Source organism: Tenacibaculum aquaeponti, assembly GCF_052084715.1.
Lineage (GTDB): Bacteria > Bacteroidota > Bacteroidia > Flavobacteriales > Flavobacteriaceae > Polaribacter.
Window position 1 is genome coordinate 3558720 of sequence record NZ_CP197288.1, and the last position, 18206, is coordinate 3576925.

The window sequence follows — 18206 nt, forward strand, 5'->3', positions numbered from 1 at the left end:
TGATGAGAGTACATTTTATAGCAATAGGTGGTAGTGCAATGCATAATTTAGCTATCGCATTACATCAAAAAGGATATCAAATAACAGGAAGTGACGATACAATTCACGATCCTTCTAAATCTAGATTAGAAGCTAAAGGTTTATTACCTGAAAGTTTTGGTTGGTTTCCTGATAAGATTAATAAAGATCTTGATGCTATAATTTTGGGAATGCATGCTAAAATTGATAATCCAGAATTAATAAAAGCTCAAGAATTAGGTTTGAAAATTTATTCTTATCCAGAGTTTTTATATGAACAATCGAAGCATAAAACTCGTGTAGTTATTGGAGGTTCTCATGGAAAAACTACAATTACTTCAATGATTTTACATGTTTTAAACTACCATGATAAAGAAGTAGATTACATGGTTGGCGCGCAGTTAGATGGGTTTGAAACAATGGTACACTTAACAGAGGAAAATGATTTTATTGTTTTAGAAGGAGATGAATATTTAAGTTCACCAATAGATCGAAGACCAAAGTTTCATTTGTACAAGCCAAATATTGCATTGTTAAGTGGAATTGCTTGGGATCATATTAATGTATTTCCAACTTTTGAAAATTATATAGAGCAGTTTCAGATTTTTACAGACTCATTAGTAAATGGAGGTATTATGGTTTATAGTGAAGAAGATGAAAATGTAAAAAAAGTAGTTGAAAACTCGACAAATTCTATAAAAAGGTATCCGTATAGTTTACCTGAACATTTTATAGAAAATGGGATTACCTATTTAAATACAGTAGAAGGAGATTTACCTTTAGATGTGTTTGGAGATCATAATCTACAAAATATAGCTGGAGCTAAATGGATTTGTCAGCATATGGGAGTAGATGAAGAAGATTTTTATGAAGCTATTATGTCTTTTAAAGGAGCGAGTAAAAGATTAGAAAAAATAGCTGAGAATGATTCTACTATTATTTTTAAAGATTTTGCTCATTCGCCTTCTAAAGTAAAAGCTACTACTACGGCTGTAAAAGATCAATATAGAAATAAGAAACTTATTGCTTGTTTAGAATTACACACCTATAGTAGCTTGAATGCTGATTTTTTATCAGAATACAAAAACACTCTAAACAAAGCAGATGAAGCTATTGTGTTTTATTCTCCTCACGCAGTTAAGATTAAAGAATTAGATGAAGTAACAGAGAAACAAATAGCAGATTCTTTTCAAAGAGAAGATTTAGTGATTTTTATCAATCCAATTCAGTTTAAAGAATATTTGTTTAAAAAGAATTTAAAAGATTCTGTTTTATTGTTAATGAGTTCGGGTAATTATGGTGGTTTAGATTTTGAAGAAGTTAAAAAAATGGTGGATTCTTGATTTTAAATATATTCTATATTCCTTTTTGTAGGTTGATTTAAAAATTGTTTTAAAGGCTTTAGTATTAAATATTCGCCATGAAACAAGCTTTTTTTTAAGCTTTGACATTGGGTGTTCTAAAAGTTTTATTTGATTAGAAAAGAAAGTTTGGGCAAGTAGGGTATTTTCATAACTAATGGAGTTAGGTTCATTAAAAATTTTAAAACTACTATATAGAAAATTGTTTAGATGTTTATGGTTTTTGAGTTTTTTTACAGATGTAATAGGTGAACATTTTTTTGATAGAAGAAAGATATCGTAAGAACTTCTTAAATTGAAATTCTTAAAAATTTTACCATTGTCATTAAATTGTTTATTACAGGTCGTTAAAATAATATTATCGCTGTAAGACAATGTGGATATGTTTTTTTTCTTGATGTTTGGAAAAATAAAATCATAATTGAATTCCGAAATTTTAGAAGAACTTACCATCTTATAATGAATTTCAGTAGATGCAATTTTATTTTTCTTTATCATTTTTGGATAGTGCCTATTTGTTATTGTGGTGTCAAATTTATCCTTATGAAATTTGTAGTATCCATCGTTTTTTAATACCCTAATAGATTCAGTAAAGCTGTTGTTGTTAACTAAAAAATCAATATCCCCAACCATTCTCTCAGCAATATCGTCATACAGACCTTCAAGTAAATTACCTGTTCCTTTTAAAAAAATAGGAGTAATATTATGAGAAAGTAACAATTCATTAATCTCTTTGGCTTGCTGAATTATTTGTGTATTACGTTCTCGATTTAAATCAGCAATATGTTTCATATACCCGACCAAATCTTCGGGTAAATATTTTAAAAAATCAGCTTTTCTTAAATTACAATATAGAGCAGGAAAAACATAATGTTCTGTACTAAGCTTAACAATATTGTCCCAATCAACAGTATTATTTTTTAAATGTTCTTCTACAATACGTTTATTGTGAGCTTCATGGTTTATAGTTAAACATTTTCCAATAAAAAATAATGTTTCTTTATATGTCATCGTTAAGTAAATTTTTAATGGTTTTTACCATTTTTTCATTGTCAGAATAAGTTAAACGATAACATTTGGTATTCGAGAACCATTTTAAAAATACTTTTACATTTTCAGGTTTACTTGAAATCCAAGAATCAGGAATTAACTGTTGGAAAGCTTCTAATTTAGAAATAGAATTAAAGTTTAAATCACTATTTTTTTCATATTTAATAAAAACAAGATCGTTACAAGGTAAGTTGTAATCAGAGGTATTTGTTTTTGGAGGTAGAAATCGAACAATTTTATTTAATCTTTTGAAATGAAACTCAGCAGAAGTTTCTAATTCAGGATACATAGGTAGTAGGGTTTCCAAACTGTTTTTCTTTATAGAAATCGCAGAAGGAAATGTATAAATATTTTGTTTGTTAATATCTATAGGAACAAAGTCGTCGGCTAAACAAGTTAATCCGTTGGCTTGTAAGATTGCTAGAGATGTACTTTTTCCGTTACCAGAATCTCCTAATAAAAGTAAAGATTTATTTTTATTTCCTAATCCTGAAGCATGAAAAATTCCCATCCATTCATCTTCTGGTTTGTTGTGTATATATTGAACAATATACATTGAGAACTTTCCTTGAAAATAATGAATATCTTTTCTATGCCATGAACCAATGTGATTGTTATCTATCAATAGATGAGTGATGTTTTTTTCCGTAAAAACTTGAAAATGGTAATCACTGTCTGTTTGGTATTCAATTTCTAAATGAGAGAATTTAGGGTGGACTAAATATTCTTCAAATTCAGAAAGAAAATCTACTTTAAAAACTAAGTTATTTATTTTGTAGAATTTCGAAATTTGAAAAGTTGGAATTTCATGCTTTCTTTCTGTTTCATTTAAATTTTCATTTTTCTTAATGTTAGATAAATAAACATTTGAATAGATCTTTTCAGTAAAATCTAAAGCGTCATCAAAAGAAACTTCAAGTTCTTGTTCAAGTCCCTTACTAATTTCTTCAATCGAGATTCCTTCATTTAGATTAAAAATTATTTCTGCTACTTTATTTTCTAATACGATGTATTGATTAGTTTCAGAAAACCAAACAACTGATTTGTCTTCAATATGTTCTCTAAGTAATGTAGTTTTTATTCCCATTGGGGTAAAAATAACTAAAAACCTCAAGAATACTCTTGAGGTTTTTTTATTTGTTTAGCTATTTCAAATTTAATTTATTTCTCCAGATAGAATCTTTATTTTGATTTTTATTCCAATAGTCAACTTTAATAGTATTCATTAATGAAGCTTCTGTAGTCAATATTTTTTTGTTTTTTCCATAACCACTATTGTGTGATTCTTTCCAGTTCAATATTTTATGAGGAAAAGAAGATTCAAAACTGATTTGTAAAGTTCGGTTGAGTTTTGAGTATGAAATTTTATAAGTTGATATATCTTCTGATTTATTTAATTCAATATTTGCGATATAGCTTTTAAATTCTTTATGTTTTGAATTTAAAAAAAAGAAAGAAGGTATGATTTCTATATCTCCAGTAGGAAGTAATTCAGGGTTTAGTCTGATTAAAGACCATAAATCATCTTCTAAAAGTACTTTTTTGATTTTTTTATTTAGAAAAGAAGCTCCTTCAAAATAAGAATTAAAGTTTAAAAGAAGGTGGTCTTTATTGTTTTTCATTTCAACATAAGTCATACCACACCATTCTTGCATTGATGAAGCTATTTTTAATGAATAATTATCTTTTTCAAAAGGGAAAAATGTACTATTCATCATTGAATAAGGATAAATTCCAGTATTAAACTTCTTATTCATATTTAATTTTAGAACAGGAATATTATTGGGGTTAGGGTAATCTGCTTTAGTGTTTGAGGTTTGTGAAAATGGTTCGGTGACAAAAATCAAAGTAGCAGTTCCTTCGTGAATTTCTCCATATCTTGCTTGTGAAAGCTTATAGCTTGAGATTTCAGCATTACCATCATACCAATATTTTTTTGTTTCAGGAGATACAGTTCTTGTTTTTTCTACAATTATTGCTGAATGTTTAATTTCACTTGCGTTTGAATTTATACATGAATATATTGTTAAAGTTATAAGTGTCGAAGTTATAATAGTTGCTAATCTTTTCATTTTTAAAATGTATAAATAAAAAACCCAAGTTGATTAACTTGGGCTTTAGTTTTTTTTATTCTTCGTCTATTTCAGTTCGGGTTTCTTTAGGTTTTTCACCTTTTTCAATTTTTATAGTTAAGCGTTTAGTTTCTTCGCTTAGATCCATAAAAATAGAATCACCTTCATCTAATTTAGAGTTTACAATTTCTTCAGCTAGAGCATCTTCAATATATTTTTGAATTGCTCTTTTTAGAGGTCTTGCTCCATATTGCTTATCAAATCCTTTATTAGCAATGTAATCTTTAGCTTTTTCAGAAAGATTTAAATGATAACCTAATTCAGAAATACGAGATAAAAGTTTCTTTAATTCGATATCGATAATTTTGTGAATATCTTCACGCTCTAGAGAGTTAAAGATAATTACATCATCAATACGATTTAAGAATTCAGGAGCGAATGATTTTTTAAGTGCTCCTTCAATTATACTCTTAGCATGCTCGTCTTCCTGATCTTTCTTAGATTTAGTTCCGAAACCAACTCCACCGCCAAAATCTTTTAATTTTCTAACTCCAATGTTAGAAGTCATTATAATAATTGTGTTTCTGAAGTCGATTTTTCTTCCTAAACTATCAGTGATATGTCCATCATCTAAGATTTGTAAAAGCATATTAAATACATCAGGATGTGCTTTTTCAATCTCATCTAAAAGAACAACAGAGTAAGGTTTACGACGAACTTTTTCAGTTAACTGTCCACCTTCTTCGTATCCAACATAACCTGGAGGTGCTCCAATTAATCTTGAAATGGCAAATTTCTCCATGTATTCACTCATGTCAATTCTGATTAAAGATTCATCAGAATCGAAAAGTTCTTTAGCTAAAACTTTTGCTAATTGAGTTTTACCAACGCCTGTAGAGCCTAAAAATATAAAAGAACCAATAGGTTTATTAGGGTCTTTTAAACCAACTCTGTTACGTTGAATTGCTTTAACTACTTTTGTAACGGCTTCGTCTTGACCAATTACTTTTCCTTGAATTAAAGAAGGTAATTCAGCTAAACGATTACTTTCTGCTTCTGCAACTCTATTTACAGGTATTCCTGTCATCATAGAAACAACCTCAGCAACATTATCTTCGGTAACAGTCTCTCTGTGTAATTTAGAATCTTCTTCCCATTGTTGTTGAGCAGAATCTAATGCTGCTTCAATGTTTTTTTCGTCATCTCTTAGTTTTGCAGCTTCCTCGTATTTTTGTCCACTAACAGCTTTAGTTTTACGTTGTCTTATTTCCTCAAGCTTAGCTTCTAATTCTAAGATTTGTTGAGGAACAACAATATTTGTAATGTGAATACGAGATCCAGCTTCATCTAAAGCGTCAATAGCTTTGTCTGGTAAGAAGCGATCTGTCATATATCTATTCGTTAATTTTACACAAGCTTCAATAGCTTCATCTGTAAATTCAACATTATGATGTACTTCGTATTTTCCTTTAATATTATGAAGAATTTGAATTGTTTCTTCTACAGTTGTAGGGTCAACCATTACTTTTTGAAAACGACGTTCTAATGCACCGTCTTTTTCAATATTAGTTCTGTATTCATCAAGAGTGGTTGCACCAATACACTGAATTTCTCCACGCGCTAAAGCTGGTTTTAACATGTTTGATGCGTCTAATGATCCAGTTGCTCCACCAGCGCCAACAATAGTGTGAATTTCATCAATAAAAAGAATAATATCATCATTCTTTTCAAGTTCGTTCATTAAAGCTTTCATTCGCTCTTCAAATTGCCCTCTATATTTTGTGCCGGCTACAAGACTTGCTAAGTCAAGAGAAACAATTCTTTTGTCAAATAAAATTCGAGACACTTTTCGGTTAACAATTCGTAAAGCTAACCCTTCAGCAATTGCAGATTTACCAACTCCTGGCTCTCCAATTAACATAGGGTTGTTTTTCTTACGCCTACTTAGTATTTGAGAAACACGTTCTATTTCTTTTAATCTACCAACAACAGGGTCTAATTTCCCGTTTTCAGCCAAAGCTGTAAGGTCTCTTCCAAAATTATCTAAAACTGGAGTTTTTGATTTTTTATTAGTTTTACTCCTAGGATTTTGTTGTTGCCCGTATGGTTCAGATTTATCGTCAGCAAAATCATCACCTGGAGTTTCAGCAATTGGATTAATTGGTAAATCTCCATCCTCAATATTTAATTCTTTGTAAAGAGCTTTTGCTTGATCATAGTCAACATCATATTTTTGAAGTAACTTAGTTGTCGGGTCATTTTCATTACGCAAAATACATAATAATAAATGAGCAGTGTCTATAGCATTGCTTTGATATAACTTAGCTTCTAAAAAAGTAGTTTTTATAGCTTTTTCAGCTTGCCTAGTTAGATGTAAGTTGTTTTTTTGATTAAGTTCATTAGCAGAAACAGGATTTAATCTTTCCAATTTGTTGCGAACTAAATCTAAATCAATATCAAAAGTTGATAATATATCTATAGCTTTTCCATCTCCTTTTCTAATAAGTCCAAGTAAAAGATGTTCAGTGCCTATGAAATCATGGCCTAATCGTAAAGCTTCTTCTTTACTAAAAGTGATAACATCTCTAACTCCTGGTGAAAAATTTTCGTCCATAAATTAATTTCTTTTGTTGTAAAGTTAGTAAGAATTTTGTAGAAAAATTACAAAAACAATGCCAGTGAAAAAAAAAGACAAAAAGGCAGGTTTGAGTAAAAGAAATTATCTCATAAAAATTCTTTTCAATTGTTAATAAATATAATGAAAATAAAATAAGAAAACTTGGCAAGTTTTAGTTAAAATAATATCTTGCGTTGCTTATCGGAGGTGATTAAGTTATAACGAAAAGTGAATTTTATAAAAGTAAAATTCACTTTTTTATAAAACAAATACTAATTTTTTAAAAAAAGATTAATATGGCAGATGGTGAAAAGTTGATTCCAATCAATATTGAAGAGCAAATGAAGTCAGCCTACATTGATTACTCAATGTCGGTTATTGTTTCTAGGGCTCTTCCAGATGTAAGAGATGGTTTAAAACCTGTACATAGGAGAGTTTTGTTTGGAATGCATGAATTGGGAATTAGATCTACAGGTGCATATAAAAAGTCCGCAAGAGTAGTAGGGGAAGTGCTAGGAAAGTATCACCCACACGGAGATACTTCAGTATATGATTCAATGGTGCGTATGGCTCAAAATTGGAGTATGCGTTACATGATGGTTGACGGACAAGGGAATTTTGGATCTGTTGATGGGGATAGTCCAGCAGCTATGCGTTATACAGAGGTTAGAATGCAGAAGATTTCTGAAGAAATGCTTTCAGATATTGAAAAAGAGACTGTAGATTTAAAACTTAATTTTGATGATACTTTACATGAACCAACTGTATTACCAACTAGAATTCCTAACCTTCTAGTAAATGGAGCTTCAGGTATTGCTGTAGGTATGGCAACTAACATGGCTCCTCATAACCTTACTGAAGTAATTAACGGAACTGTTGCTTATATAGATAATAGAGAGATAGAAATAGATGAGTTAATGCAACACATTAAAGCACCTGATTTCCCTACTGGAGGTATTATTTATGGTTATGACGGGGTAAGAGATGCTTTTCATACAGGAAGAGGGCGTATTGTTATGCGTGCTAAAGCTACTATTGAAGAAGTAAAAGGAAGGGAGTGTATTATCGTTACTGAAATTCCATATCAAGTCAACAAGGCAGAAATGATTAAAAAAACTGCTGATTTGGTAAATGATAAAAAACTTGAAGGAATTGCAAGTATTCGTGATGAATCGGATCGTAAAGGAATGAGGATTGTTTATGTTCTAAAACGTGATGCAATTCCTAATATCGTTCTTAATAAGTTATTTAAGTATACGCAGTTACAAACTTCTTTTAGTGTAAATAATATTGCACTTGTAAAAGGAAGACCTGAGCAATTAAATTTAAAGCAGTTAATTCATTATTTCGTTGAACATAGACATGAAGTAATTGTTCGTAGAACACAATACGAATTAAAGAAAGCAGAGGCGAGAGCTCATATTTTAGAAGGTTTAATAATAGCTTCTGATAATATAGATGAAGTAATTGCCATTATAAGAGGTTCTGCAAATGCTGATGAAGCAAGAGAAAGCTTAATTGAACGTTTTGAGTTAACTGAAATTCAAGCAAAAGCTATCGTTGAAATGCGATTACGTCAGTTAACAGGACTAGAACAAGATAAGTTAAGAGCAGAATACGATGAAATTGTTAAAACTATAGCAGATTTAAAAGATATTCTTGCAAATGAACCAAGAAGATATCAGATTATTAAAGATGAGTTAATCTTAATAAGAGATAAATACGGTGATGAAAGAAAGTCTACTATAGAATATGCTGGAGGAGATATGAGAATAGAGGATATGATTCCTAATTCTAAAGTGGTAGTAACCATTTCTCATGCAGGATATGTAAAAAGAACGAATTTAGATGAATATAAAGTTCAAAACAGAGGTGGAAGAGGTCAAAAAGGAGTTACAACCAGAAATGAAGACTTTTTAGAGCACCTTTTTGTAGGTACAAACCATCAACATATGCTTTTCTTTACTCAGAAAGGTAAAGTATTCTGGATGCGTGTTTATGAAATTCCTGAAGGAGGTAAAAATACCAAAGGTAGAGCTATTCAAAATCTTATTAATATTGAACAAGACGATAAGGTAAAAGCATTTTTGGTTACAGATGATTTAAAAGATGAAGATTATATCAATAATCATTATGTAATTATGGCTACTAAAAAAGGGAAGGTTAAAAAAACTCCTCTAGAACAATATTCAAGACCAAGAGCAAATGGTATTAATGCTATTACTATTAAAGAAGGAGATGAGTTGTTAGAAGCTAAATTAACTACTGGAGATAGTCAAGTAATGTTGGCGTTACGTTCTGGAAAAACGATTCGTTTTGAGGAAGAAAAAACTAGACCAATGGGAAGAACTGCATCTGGAGTTAGAGGTATTACTTTACAAAGTGAAGAAGATGAGGTTATTGGTATGGTTTCTGTAAATGATATGGAAAGCAATATTCTAGTAGTGTCTGAAAAAGGATATGGAAAGCGTTCTAAGTTAGAAGATTATAGAATAACTAATAGAGGAGGAAAAGGTGTGAAAACATTGAATATTTCCGAAAAAACAGGTAATTTGGTCGCTATAAAAAATGTAGATGATTCTAATGATTTAATGATAATCAATAAATCAGGAATTACTATTCGAATGGCTGTTGAAGATTTAAGAGTTATGGGTAGAGCTACGCAAGGAGTGAAACTAATAAATATTAAGAATAATGATAGTATTGCAGCAGTAGCTAAAGTTATGCATGAAGATGAAGAGGATGAAAATGGCACGGAAATTGAAAACCAAATTAATGAGAATTAAAGAACTGTATAACAATAACTAAAACAACAAAAATGAAAAAACAAGTTTTAGCACTTTCTTTAGGTTTAATTACAATAGCCTCTTTCGGACAGAAAAAAGAGCTAAAATCTATGGAAAAAGCCATAAATAAAAATGATTTTAATGGGGCGCTTACCATAGGTAATTCTCTAACGAGTACCATAGAGAGTGCTGACGATAAGTATAAAACTAAATATTACTTTTTAACAGGTCAAGCATTATTAGGGATTAAAAAATATGAAGAAGCATCTAATTCTTTTAATCAATTATTTGATTATGAGAAAAAAATAGGAAAAGAACGTTACTCATCTGAAGCAAGACCAATGTTAAATAAGATTATACAATCGGTTTCAGATAAAGCTGTAGGTTTTTATAATAATGATAAAAATTACGTTGAAGCAGCAAAGTTCTTTTATTTAACATATAAATTAAGTCCTAGAGATACTTCTTTTGCTTATAACGCTGCAGTAAGTGCTACTCAAGCAAAAGATTATGATGCTGCTTTAAAATATTATAGAGAGTTAGAAAAAGTTGGATACACGGGTAAAGAAGTGATGTATTTAGCTACAGATAAATCAACAGGAGAAGAAAAAAACCTGGGAACTAAAGATAATAGAGATCTTATGGTTAAAACAGGTAGTTTTATTAAGCCTGTAGATAAAACTTCTGAAGGGAAATTCGCAATTATAAAAAAGAATATAGCTTTAATATTAAAAGAGCAAGGTAAAACAGATGAGGCTTTAGCAGCTATGTCTGCTGCTAGAAAAGCTTTACCAGGTGATTTGAGCTTGCTTTTAAATGAAGCTCAATTATACATTGATTTAAACCAAATGGATAAATTTGGGGAGTTAATGAATGAAGCTATTAGTTTAGATCCTAAAAACCCTACATTGTATTACAATTTAGGAGTGGTAAATACGAATCAAGGTAGAAGAGAAGATGCTGTTAAATATTATAAGAAAGCTATTGAATTAAAGCCAGATTATGCTGATGCTTATATGAATTTATCTGCTGTAATTTTAGAGGAAGAGAAAACTATAGTAGAAGAAATGAATAAAAACTTATCAAACTTTAAAAAGTATGACGAGTTAGCATTAAGACAGAAAGAGGTTTATAAGGAAGCTTTACCATATTTAGAAAAGGCTGATAGTTTAAACCGTAGTGTAGATACTGTTAAGTCTTTAATGAGTATTTATGAAGTTTTAGAAATGGGAGCGAAAGCGAAAGAATTTAGAACTATATACAAATCAATGAAATAATAATTGTTTGATTGACTAGTCCTAAATAACCGTTACAGTTATTTATTGATTAAATATATTAAACATCATCTAAATCTATAGCTTTAGATGATGTTTTTTTTCGATATGATTTTATCTTCATTTTATTTTGTTGATGTGCCTGGTTAGGAGTTTTAAAATGACATGACCAATGCGGTCTTTTAGAGTTATAAATAGTTATTGATTGCTTTACTATTTTCTTCATTATCTTAATATCTAGATTTGTGGTAGCAATAAAGAACTCTTGTTTTAAGATTCCATTAACCCGTTCAGCTATCGCATTTTGATATGGATCGTATGATTCTGTCATACTACATTTAATATTATGTTTTGATAAAATATTTTGATAGATGTTACTACAGTACTGCAATCCTCTATCTGAATGATGGATAAGTTCCTTCTCTGGATATACTCTATTTTTCATAGCTATCTCCAAGGCTTTTACCGTTGAGCTTACTTCTAAAGTTTTATCCAAATGATATCCTATGATTTTCTTAGAATATGCATCTGTAATTAATGATAAATACATAGGGTTCTTACGATTGCCTAAATATGTAATATCTGCTACCCATACTTGTTCTGGTCTATTTATTTCCAGATTTTCAATAAGATTAGTATGTTTTCTAAAACGATGATGAGAGTTGGTTGTAATGTGATAACTCTTTTGTCGTTTTATCAATAGTTTATTAGCTCGTAAAATATCAAATAATCGATCTCTTCCAACAGCTAAACTGCTTAATTCCTCCGAAAGAAGATAATACAGTTTTCTTGTCCCAATACTTGGTTGTTCCATTCTTACACGCTTAACCAATTCAACAACCTTATTGGCTATTGATTGAGATTTCTTAACTCTATAGTTAGCTCGATAATAGACCTGTCTGCTAAACCCAAGTAATTTACAGGTAGAAGAAATACTTTCTTTCTTTTGTAAAACAAACATATCAATTACTCGGTTTTGGAGTTTTTTCTAATAGGAATATTATACTCTTTCTCAGCTAAATCAATCATCATATCAAACAGTATCGCTTTCTTCTCTGATGCTGCTGCTTGAGCTTTTAAACGATTGTTTTGCTTTTCTAATTGACGTAATTTTTGCTCTAACTCTAATAATTTTTGTTCTGGTGATTTTGGCATATTAGATGGTGTTTGATCAGTCCAATCAAAGTTACCATATTTTCTCAACCATACTAAAACAGTACTTCTTCCTTGAATCCCATATTTAAGTTGAGCTTGTTTGTAGGTTAATTCGCCTTTTTCTACTTCCGATACAACCGAAAGTTTAAAACTCATCGTATAATCTTTCTGAGTACGTTTGCGGTAAATGTTGTCGTTCATAAGGTTACAAATTTGTGTAACGCTATTTCAGGACGAGACAGATATAAAATAAAAAAAGGATAGTTGAAAAACTATCCTTTTTTTTATTTTATACTATTTTCTTTATAACTCGTAATTTATGAGTGTGTTGTTGTGTGTCAGTATTATAAATCCCACTATGATCTAGTTTGTCAATCCTTACTTTACCATGTGCGTGAATAATGTTGTAATCATTCATTACAATACCTACGTGAGTAATAGTTCCTTCATCATTATCGAAAAATGCTAAGTCACCAGGTTCACTTTCTTCAATAAAGCTTAAAACATCTCCTTGAGTAGCTTGTTCACTCGCGTCTCTTAAAAGTTTAAAACCACATAATTTATATACGGTTTGAGTAAAACCAGAGCAATCGATACCAAAAGGAGTTTTTCCACCCCATAAATATGGAACATTTAAAAAGTGATAAGCAGTTTCAATGATAGAATTTTTATTTAATACACCATGGTTAACTTTTCCTTCATAAGAAAATTTCTTATCGTTTAATGAAAAACTTTTATCCTTATAAAATGGAAGTCTAGCACCCAAAGGAACGGTTGTTAAATTATTGTCTTTATCAAAGATAAAATCAATTAATTCTCCTGAATAATATTGTTCTTGATTATCTAATTGATGGTACAATTCTTCGGAGATATTTTCATACTGTTTATTATCAATATATCCTTCATAGCCATCGTAAGAAAGCTTTATTTTGCTCCATTTTTTAAATTTCTCAAGAACAGTAAAATGCTCACCGAAAACCAATTGATTTACCATTTCAGATACATCAGTTGGCTCCAGTCGAAGCGGTACAATACTTAAATTACAAATTCCGTACAAATAGAAAATCTTTATATTTTAGATTCTTTCAATAACCATTGCGCTAGCACCACCACCACCGTTACAAATACCAGCAGCACCAATTTTAGCGTCGTTTTGTTTTAATATAGATGTTAAAGCAATAACAATTCTAGCTCCAGAAACACCTAATGGATGTCCTAAAGAAACTGCTCCACCATTTACATTTACTTTATCTGTAGATAAACCTAAAATTTTGGTGTTAGCTAAACCAACAACAGAAAAAGCTTCATTTAATTCAAAATAATCTACATCTTCAATTGCAACACCAGCTTTTGCTAAAGCTTTTGGTAATGCTTTTGCTGGTGCAGTAGTAAACCATTTTGGTTCATGAGCGGCATCAGCATATCCTTTAATTTTAGCTAAAGGAGTAATGCCTAATTCTTGAGCTTTTTCAGCAGACATTAATACTAACGCTGCACCACCATCATTAATTGTAGAAGCATTAGCGGCAGTAACAGTTCCTTCTTTAGTGAAAGCAGGACGCAAAGCAGGAATTTTCTCCATTTTTACATTCTTATATTCTTCGTCTTCACTAAAAATAACAGGTTCACCTCTTCTTTGAGGGATTTCTACAGGAACAACCTCGTCAGCAAATTTTCCTTCGCTCCATGCTTTAGCAGATCTGTTATAAGACTCGATAGCAAAGTTATCTTGATCTTCTCTCGAGAAATCATATTCTACAGCACATTCATCAGCACAAACTCCCATTGCAACTTGTTCGTAAGCATCTACTAACCCATCTTTTTGCATTCCATCCTCCATTTTTACTGGACCAAACTTAGTCGCAGATCTTGCATGTTGATAATGAGGAATCATACTCATGTTTTCCATACCACCAGCAACAACGATATCAGCATCACCTAAGGCGATTGCTTGGGCTCCTAGCATGATTGATTTCATTCCAGAAGAACAAACTTTATTTACTGTAGTACAAGGAACTGTATCTGGAATTCCTGCTAAAATAGCAGCCTGACGAGCAGGAGCTTGTCCTAAACCAGCAGAAACAACATTCCCCATAAATACCTCATCAACCAATTCAGGTTTTAAATTAATTTTATCTAAAGCGCCTTTAATCGCTACCGAACCTAATTTTGGAGCAGGAGTTGTTGATAAAGTTCCTAAGAAACTTCCAATTGGAGTTCTGGCAACAGAGGCTATAACTACTTCTTTCATGTTAAATTTGTTTGCTTTTTGTTATGCGAAAATAACTATTTTATGATAAGTTCTCAAATAATATCAAAAGGTTATATTTACATAATTAATTAAGGGTAATGAATAAAATAATTAACAGTCTATACAAAAACAATTCAGCGATTTACAGAGTTTTTCTTTTTGTTATAACCGCTTTTTTTATTGTGTATTTATTACCTAAAGGAGGAAAGTTTCGTTATGATTATTCCCCCGGTAAACCTTGGTCTTATAACAATTTATATGCTCCGTTTGATTTTGCTACACAAAAAACTAAAGATGAGATTTCTGAAGAAATAAATCAAATCAAATCATCTGTTCAACAGTATTTTTCTTTTGATACAGAAGTTTCTGAGTATACTAAGAATGAATTTATTTCTGCCATAAATGCACTTCAGGTTTCAGATAGTTTGTCTGAACATGATGTTAATAGGTTGAAAAAAAAGGGGGTATCGGTAATTAATAAAATTTATGAATTTGGCTTTGTAGATGAGGTTTCTAAAGGAAAAGTAAATAGTAGTCCTACAATTGTTTTAAGGAAATCTAATGAAATATCTAATATCCCTTTTTCTAAACTAATTCAATCGAAAGATATACTTTCTATCATTGTAAATGAATTATCTGTTTTAAAAGAAGATTATGGAAGAGATTTTGTAATTAAGAAACTTTCAGAAATTTTAGAGCCTAATGTTACTTTCGATGAAGAGTTTTCTCAGAAAGAATTAGATCTAGCTTTAAAAGAGATCTCCTATACAAAAGGGAAGATTAATAAAGACGAATTAATTATTCAAAAGGGAGACATAGTTGAAGGAGAGAATTTAAATAAGTTAAATTCTTTAAAGGAAGCGTCTAAGTCTCAAATTTGGACAAAATCTAACTATAACTGGTTGGTTTTTGGATATACAATTTTGGTGTCTTTAGCTTTGTTAATGCTTCTTTTGTTCTTGCATCGTTACCGAAAAGAAATTTTTGATAATAATAGCAAAATCACGTTTATATTTTCGAATATTTTACTGATGATTTTTGTTCAAACTTTGTTGGTTAAATACAATTCAGATTACTTATATGTAATTCCATTAACAATTTTACCGATAGTTTTAAAAGCTTTTTTCGATGCTCGTTTAGGATTATTTACACACATTTTAACTGTATTGTTATTAGGTTTTATTGTGCCGAATAGTTTTGAATTTATTTACTTGCATATTATTGCTGGAATTGTAGCTGTACTTTCAACTTCAGAGTTATATAAAAGAGCTAGTTTATTTATTTCTGTAGCTCAAATTACATTGATTTATATGCTAACCTACTTTGCGTTTTCAATTATAAAAGAAGGAAATGTAAGTAGTATTAAAGGGATTTATTTTGGATTATTTGCTATGAATGGTTTATTATCATTTTTAGCAGTTTTTTTTATTTATTTCTATGAAAAAGTATTCGGGTTGGTTTCAGATGTAACATTATTAGAACTATCCAATACAAATTCACCATTATTGAGAGAATTGAATGAAAAAGCACCAGGAACTTTTCAACATTCAATACAAGTCGCTAATTTAGCTGAAGCAGCAGCAAATGAGATAGGAGCAAATTCAATGTTAGTAAGAACAGGAGCCTTGTATCATGATATTGGTAAGATGGTAAACCCGAAATATTTTACAGAGAATCAGATTACAGGTGTAAACCCCCATAATGATTTATCACCTAAAGATAGTGCTCAAATTATCTTAAATCACGTTATAAAAGGGATTGAAATAGCTAAAAAGAACAACTTACCAGATAGGATTATAGATTTTATTAGAACACATCATGGAACAAGCCTAGTATATTATTTTTATAAGAAAGAACAAGAAAATAATCCTGATATGGAAGTTGATGAAAAGAAGTTTAGATATCAAGGACCCATACCATTTTCTAAAGAAACAGCAATTTTAATGATTTGTGATGCTGCAGAGGCAGCTTCTAAGAGTTTGAAAAAACCATCAGCACAATCGATAGATGAACTTATAGATAGAGTAGTGGAAGGCCAAAAAAACATGAATCAGTTCATAAATTCAGATATTACGTTTAGAGAAATAGAAAAAATAAAAAAAATTATTAAGAGTAAGTTGATGAATATCTATCACTTACGAGTTGAGTATCCAGAATAATATTTTTTTTTCTAAAAAAAACTTGTGAGATTCTTTTTCTAATCTTAAATTTGCACTCGCAATTTTTAAGTTTTCAAAACTTAAAGGAGAGGTGGCAGAGTGGTAATGCAGCAGCCTGCTAAGCTGTCATCCTTCGGGATGCCCGGGTTCGAATCCCGGTCTCTCCGCAAAAGATTGTAAAAACACCTCGGGGTGTAGCGTAGCCCGGTCATCGCGCCTGCTTTGGGAGCAGGAGGTCGCAGGTTCGAATCCTGCCACCCCGACAAAAAGACTTATTGGTCGCGTAGCTCAGCTGGATAGAGCATCTGCCTTCTAAGCAGACGGTCACAGGTTCGAATCCTGTCGCGATCACAAGAAAACAAAGACTTTCAGGAAACTGGAAGTCTTTCTTGTTTTAAAATTGCTTGTTTTTTGATCCAAAAAAACTATTATTAATTTGTTACTATTATATTCAAATTAAAATTATGTAGTTATTAATTGATAAGGTAATTTAATCGTTAGATTTCATAATAAGGTATCATTAGGAAAATTTAAAGGACACTGTTTGTAGTTTTTTAATTACCAGGAAACTCATGTATCCTAGTAAAGATTTTTACAACTAAGCTGTCAGAATTTAAAAGTCTTAGGGATATTTGTTTATCATTATATTCAACTTTCCAAAAACTTCTTTTAATTTTATCGTTATAAGGAATAAATTGAATTTCAGGTTTATGTCCATGAACATTATATATTCCACGTATTCTTCCATTAGAAGAATTGATTAAAAATCTTTTGTCCCAACGTAAAAATAAATATTCATTATTTTGAACTGATTCGTCAAAGAAAATTCCATTACCATTCGATTTTTCTAATTTCCATAGACCTAATAATTTATCTCCATAAGTTTTTGGGAGCTGATTTGTTTTTTCTAAAGTTACTTTTACATTTTGCCCTTCTTCAATTCGTTTCCAAATCATTTTATTAGTGTCAAAAGAAACCTTAAAAGGTTCATTTTGATCTGTTAAACCATTAGTGTTTTTAATTGATAGTTCTTGTGAATTTTGATTAAAATTCCAAGTTCCAATAGAATGTTGAAACCAGCCGTTTCCTGATTGTTGGGTAAAATCAGAATTAAACTTCATCCATCTCGAATTTGGAGTCATTATTTCATCTCCAACCATAACTGATTTAACAATCCAAAATCCTTTTACTGTCTTATCTTTTTTACAATTTGAGAAAGATAGAGTTATAGTGAGAAGTATTATAATTTTTGTTTTCATGCTTATTATCATTAAATTAATATGTTTACAATTTTCTGTGCGAGTTGCATCTCGTTAGTTCTGTCTCCTATTATTACTAAAAACAAAGCAGCTATCATAGATTTGTTCACCGAAGCTGCGTCTAACTTTACATCTTTGTCAAATGGAAGATTCCAAGTTCTATCAGCCAACCTTAAGTAGTTTTCGTAGATAGTTTATTACTAC

13 protein-coding genes and 3 tRNA genes are annotated in these 18206 nt (G+C 30.5%); 7 read left to right on the forward strand and 9 right to left on the reverse strand.

Features of this window, described 5'->3' with window-relative positions:
• Positions 1-2: 2 nt before the first annotated feature.
• Positions 3-1361 carry a UDP-N-acetylmuramate--L-alanine ligase gene (locus ACSIGC_RS16245; protein WP_442265828.1) on the forward strand — a complete coding sequence of 453 codons (1359 nt, stop codon included), beginning with the start codon at positions 3-5 and terminating at the stop codon, positions 1359-1361.
• Here the strand turns inward: ACSIGC_RS16245 and ACSIGC_RS16250 are convergent.
• From ACSIGC_RS16250 to ACSIGC_RS16265, 4 genes are read right to left on the reverse strand one after another with little or no spacing between them, the layout of a single operon-like run.
• Positions 1323-2390 carry a nucleotidyltransferase family protein gene (locus ACSIGC_RS16250; RefSeq protein WP_442265829.1) on the reverse strand — a complete coding sequence of 356 codons (1068 nt, stop codon included), beginning with the start codon at positions 2388-2390 and terminating at the stop codon, positions 1323-1325. The genes ACSIGC_RS16245 and ACSIGC_RS16250 overlap by 39 nt on opposite strands.
• Entirely contained in the window at positions 2380-3516 is a 1137-nt protein-coding gene (locus tag ACSIGC_RS16255) for a hypothetical protein (RefSeq protein WP_442265830.1), read from the reverse strand. The genes ACSIGC_RS16250 and ACSIGC_RS16255 overlap by 11 nt, the downstream gene beginning before the upstream one ends.
• Positions 3517-3574: 58 nt before the next feature.
• Positions 3575-4501 (reverse strand): septum formation inhibitor Maf, encoded by a 927-nt coding sequence (locus ACSIGC_RS16260; RefSeq protein WP_442265831.1) that lies wholly within the window; start codon positions 4499-4501, stop codon positions 3575-3577.
• Between the two features lie 55 nt (positions 4502-4556).
• Entirely contained in the window at positions 4557-7115 is a 2559-nt protein-coding gene (locus tag ACSIGC_RS16265) for an ATP-dependent Clp protease ATP-binding subunit (protein ID WP_442265832.1), read from the reverse strand.
• A 299-nt stretch (positions 7116-7414) separates the two neighbouring features.
• On the opposite strand from ACSIGC_RS16265, the gene gyrA reads away from it, so the two are divergent.
• Both gyrA and ACSIGC_RS16275 read left to right on the forward strand, forming a co-directional pair.
• On the forward strand, positions 7415-9904 hold the full coding sequence (gyrA, locus tag ACSIGC_RS16270; protein WP_442265833.1) for a DNA gyrase subunit A: 2490 nt from the start codon (positions 7415-7417) through the stop codon (positions 9902-9904).
• 32 nt (positions 9905-9936) lie between these two features.
• On the forward strand, positions 9937-11181 hold the full coding sequence (locus tag ACSIGC_RS16275; RefSeq protein WP_442265834.1) for a tetratricopeptide repeat protein: 1245 nt from the start codon (positions 9937-9939) through the stop codon (positions 11179-11181).
• 58 nt (positions 11182-11239) lie between these two features.
• Here the strand turns inward: ACSIGC_RS16275 and ACSIGC_RS16280 are convergent.
• The 3 genes from ACSIGC_RS16280 to ACSIGC_RS16290 all read right to left on the reverse strand — a co-directional run bounded on the left by ACSIGC_RS16280 (position 11240) and on the right by ACSIGC_RS16290 (position 14584).
• Positions 11240-12534, reverse strand: a protein-coding gene (locus ACSIGC_RS16280) for an IS3 family transposase (RefSeq protein WP_442265835.1) whose coding sequence is annotated in 2 segments (ribosomal slippage) — positions 11240-12168 and positions 12168-12534 — 1296 coding nt in all. Because the reading frame shifts where the segments join, the coding sequence is not laid out codon by codon here.
• Between the two features lie 88 nt (positions 12535-12622).
• A complete protein-coding gene (locus ACSIGC_RS16285; RefSeq protein WP_442265836.1) occupies positions 12623-13390 on the reverse strand; it encodes a C40 family peptidase in 768 nt (255 codons plus the stop codon).
• 18 nt (positions 13391-13408) lie between these two features.
• The gene (locus tag ACSIGC_RS16290) at positions 13409-14584 is read right to left on the reverse strand and encodes an acetyl-CoA C-acyltransferase (RefSeq protein WP_442265837.1); all 1176 of its coding nucleotides are present in this window, start codon (positions 14582-14584) and stop codon (positions 13409-13411) included.
• A 98-nt stretch (positions 14585-14682) separates the two neighbouring features.
• Between ACSIGC_RS16290 and ACSIGC_RS16295 the strand changes: the two genes are divergently transcribed.
• The 4 genes from ACSIGC_RS16295 to ACSIGC_RS16310 all read left to right on the forward strand — a co-directional run bounded on the left by ACSIGC_RS16295 (position 14683) and on the right by ACSIGC_RS16310 (position 17094).
• Entirely contained in the window at positions 14683-16743 is a 2061-nt protein-coding gene (locus ACSIGC_RS16295) for an HD family phosphohydrolase (protein ID WP_442265838.1), read from the forward strand.
• Positions 16744-16828: 85 nt separating this feature from the next.
• A tRNA-Ser gene (locus ACSIGC_RS16300) sits at positions 16829-16910 on the forward strand.
• A gap of 21 nt (positions 16911-16931) precedes the next feature.
• Positions 16932-17006, forward strand: a tRNA-Pro gene (locus ACSIGC_RS16305).
• 14 nt (positions 17007-17020) lie between these two features.
• A tRNA-Arg gene (locus ACSIGC_RS16310) sits at positions 17021-17094 on the forward strand.
• Between the two features lie 203 nt (positions 17095-17297).
• Here the strand turns inward: ACSIGC_RS16310 and ACSIGC_RS16315 are convergent.
• Positions 17298-18002: a hypothetical protein gene (locus ACSIGC_RS16315; protein ID WP_442265839.1), complete on the reverse strand. Its 705-nt coding sequence runs from the start codon at positions 18000-18002 to the stop codon at positions 17298-17300.
• Between the two features lie 11 nt (positions 18003-18013).
• Positions 18014-18172 (reverse strand): hypothetical protein, encoded by a 159-nt coding sequence (locus ACSIGC_RS16320; RefSeq protein WP_442265840.1) that lies wholly within the window; start codon positions 18170-18172, stop codon positions 18014-18016.
• Positions 18173-18206: the final 34 nt, after the last annotated feature.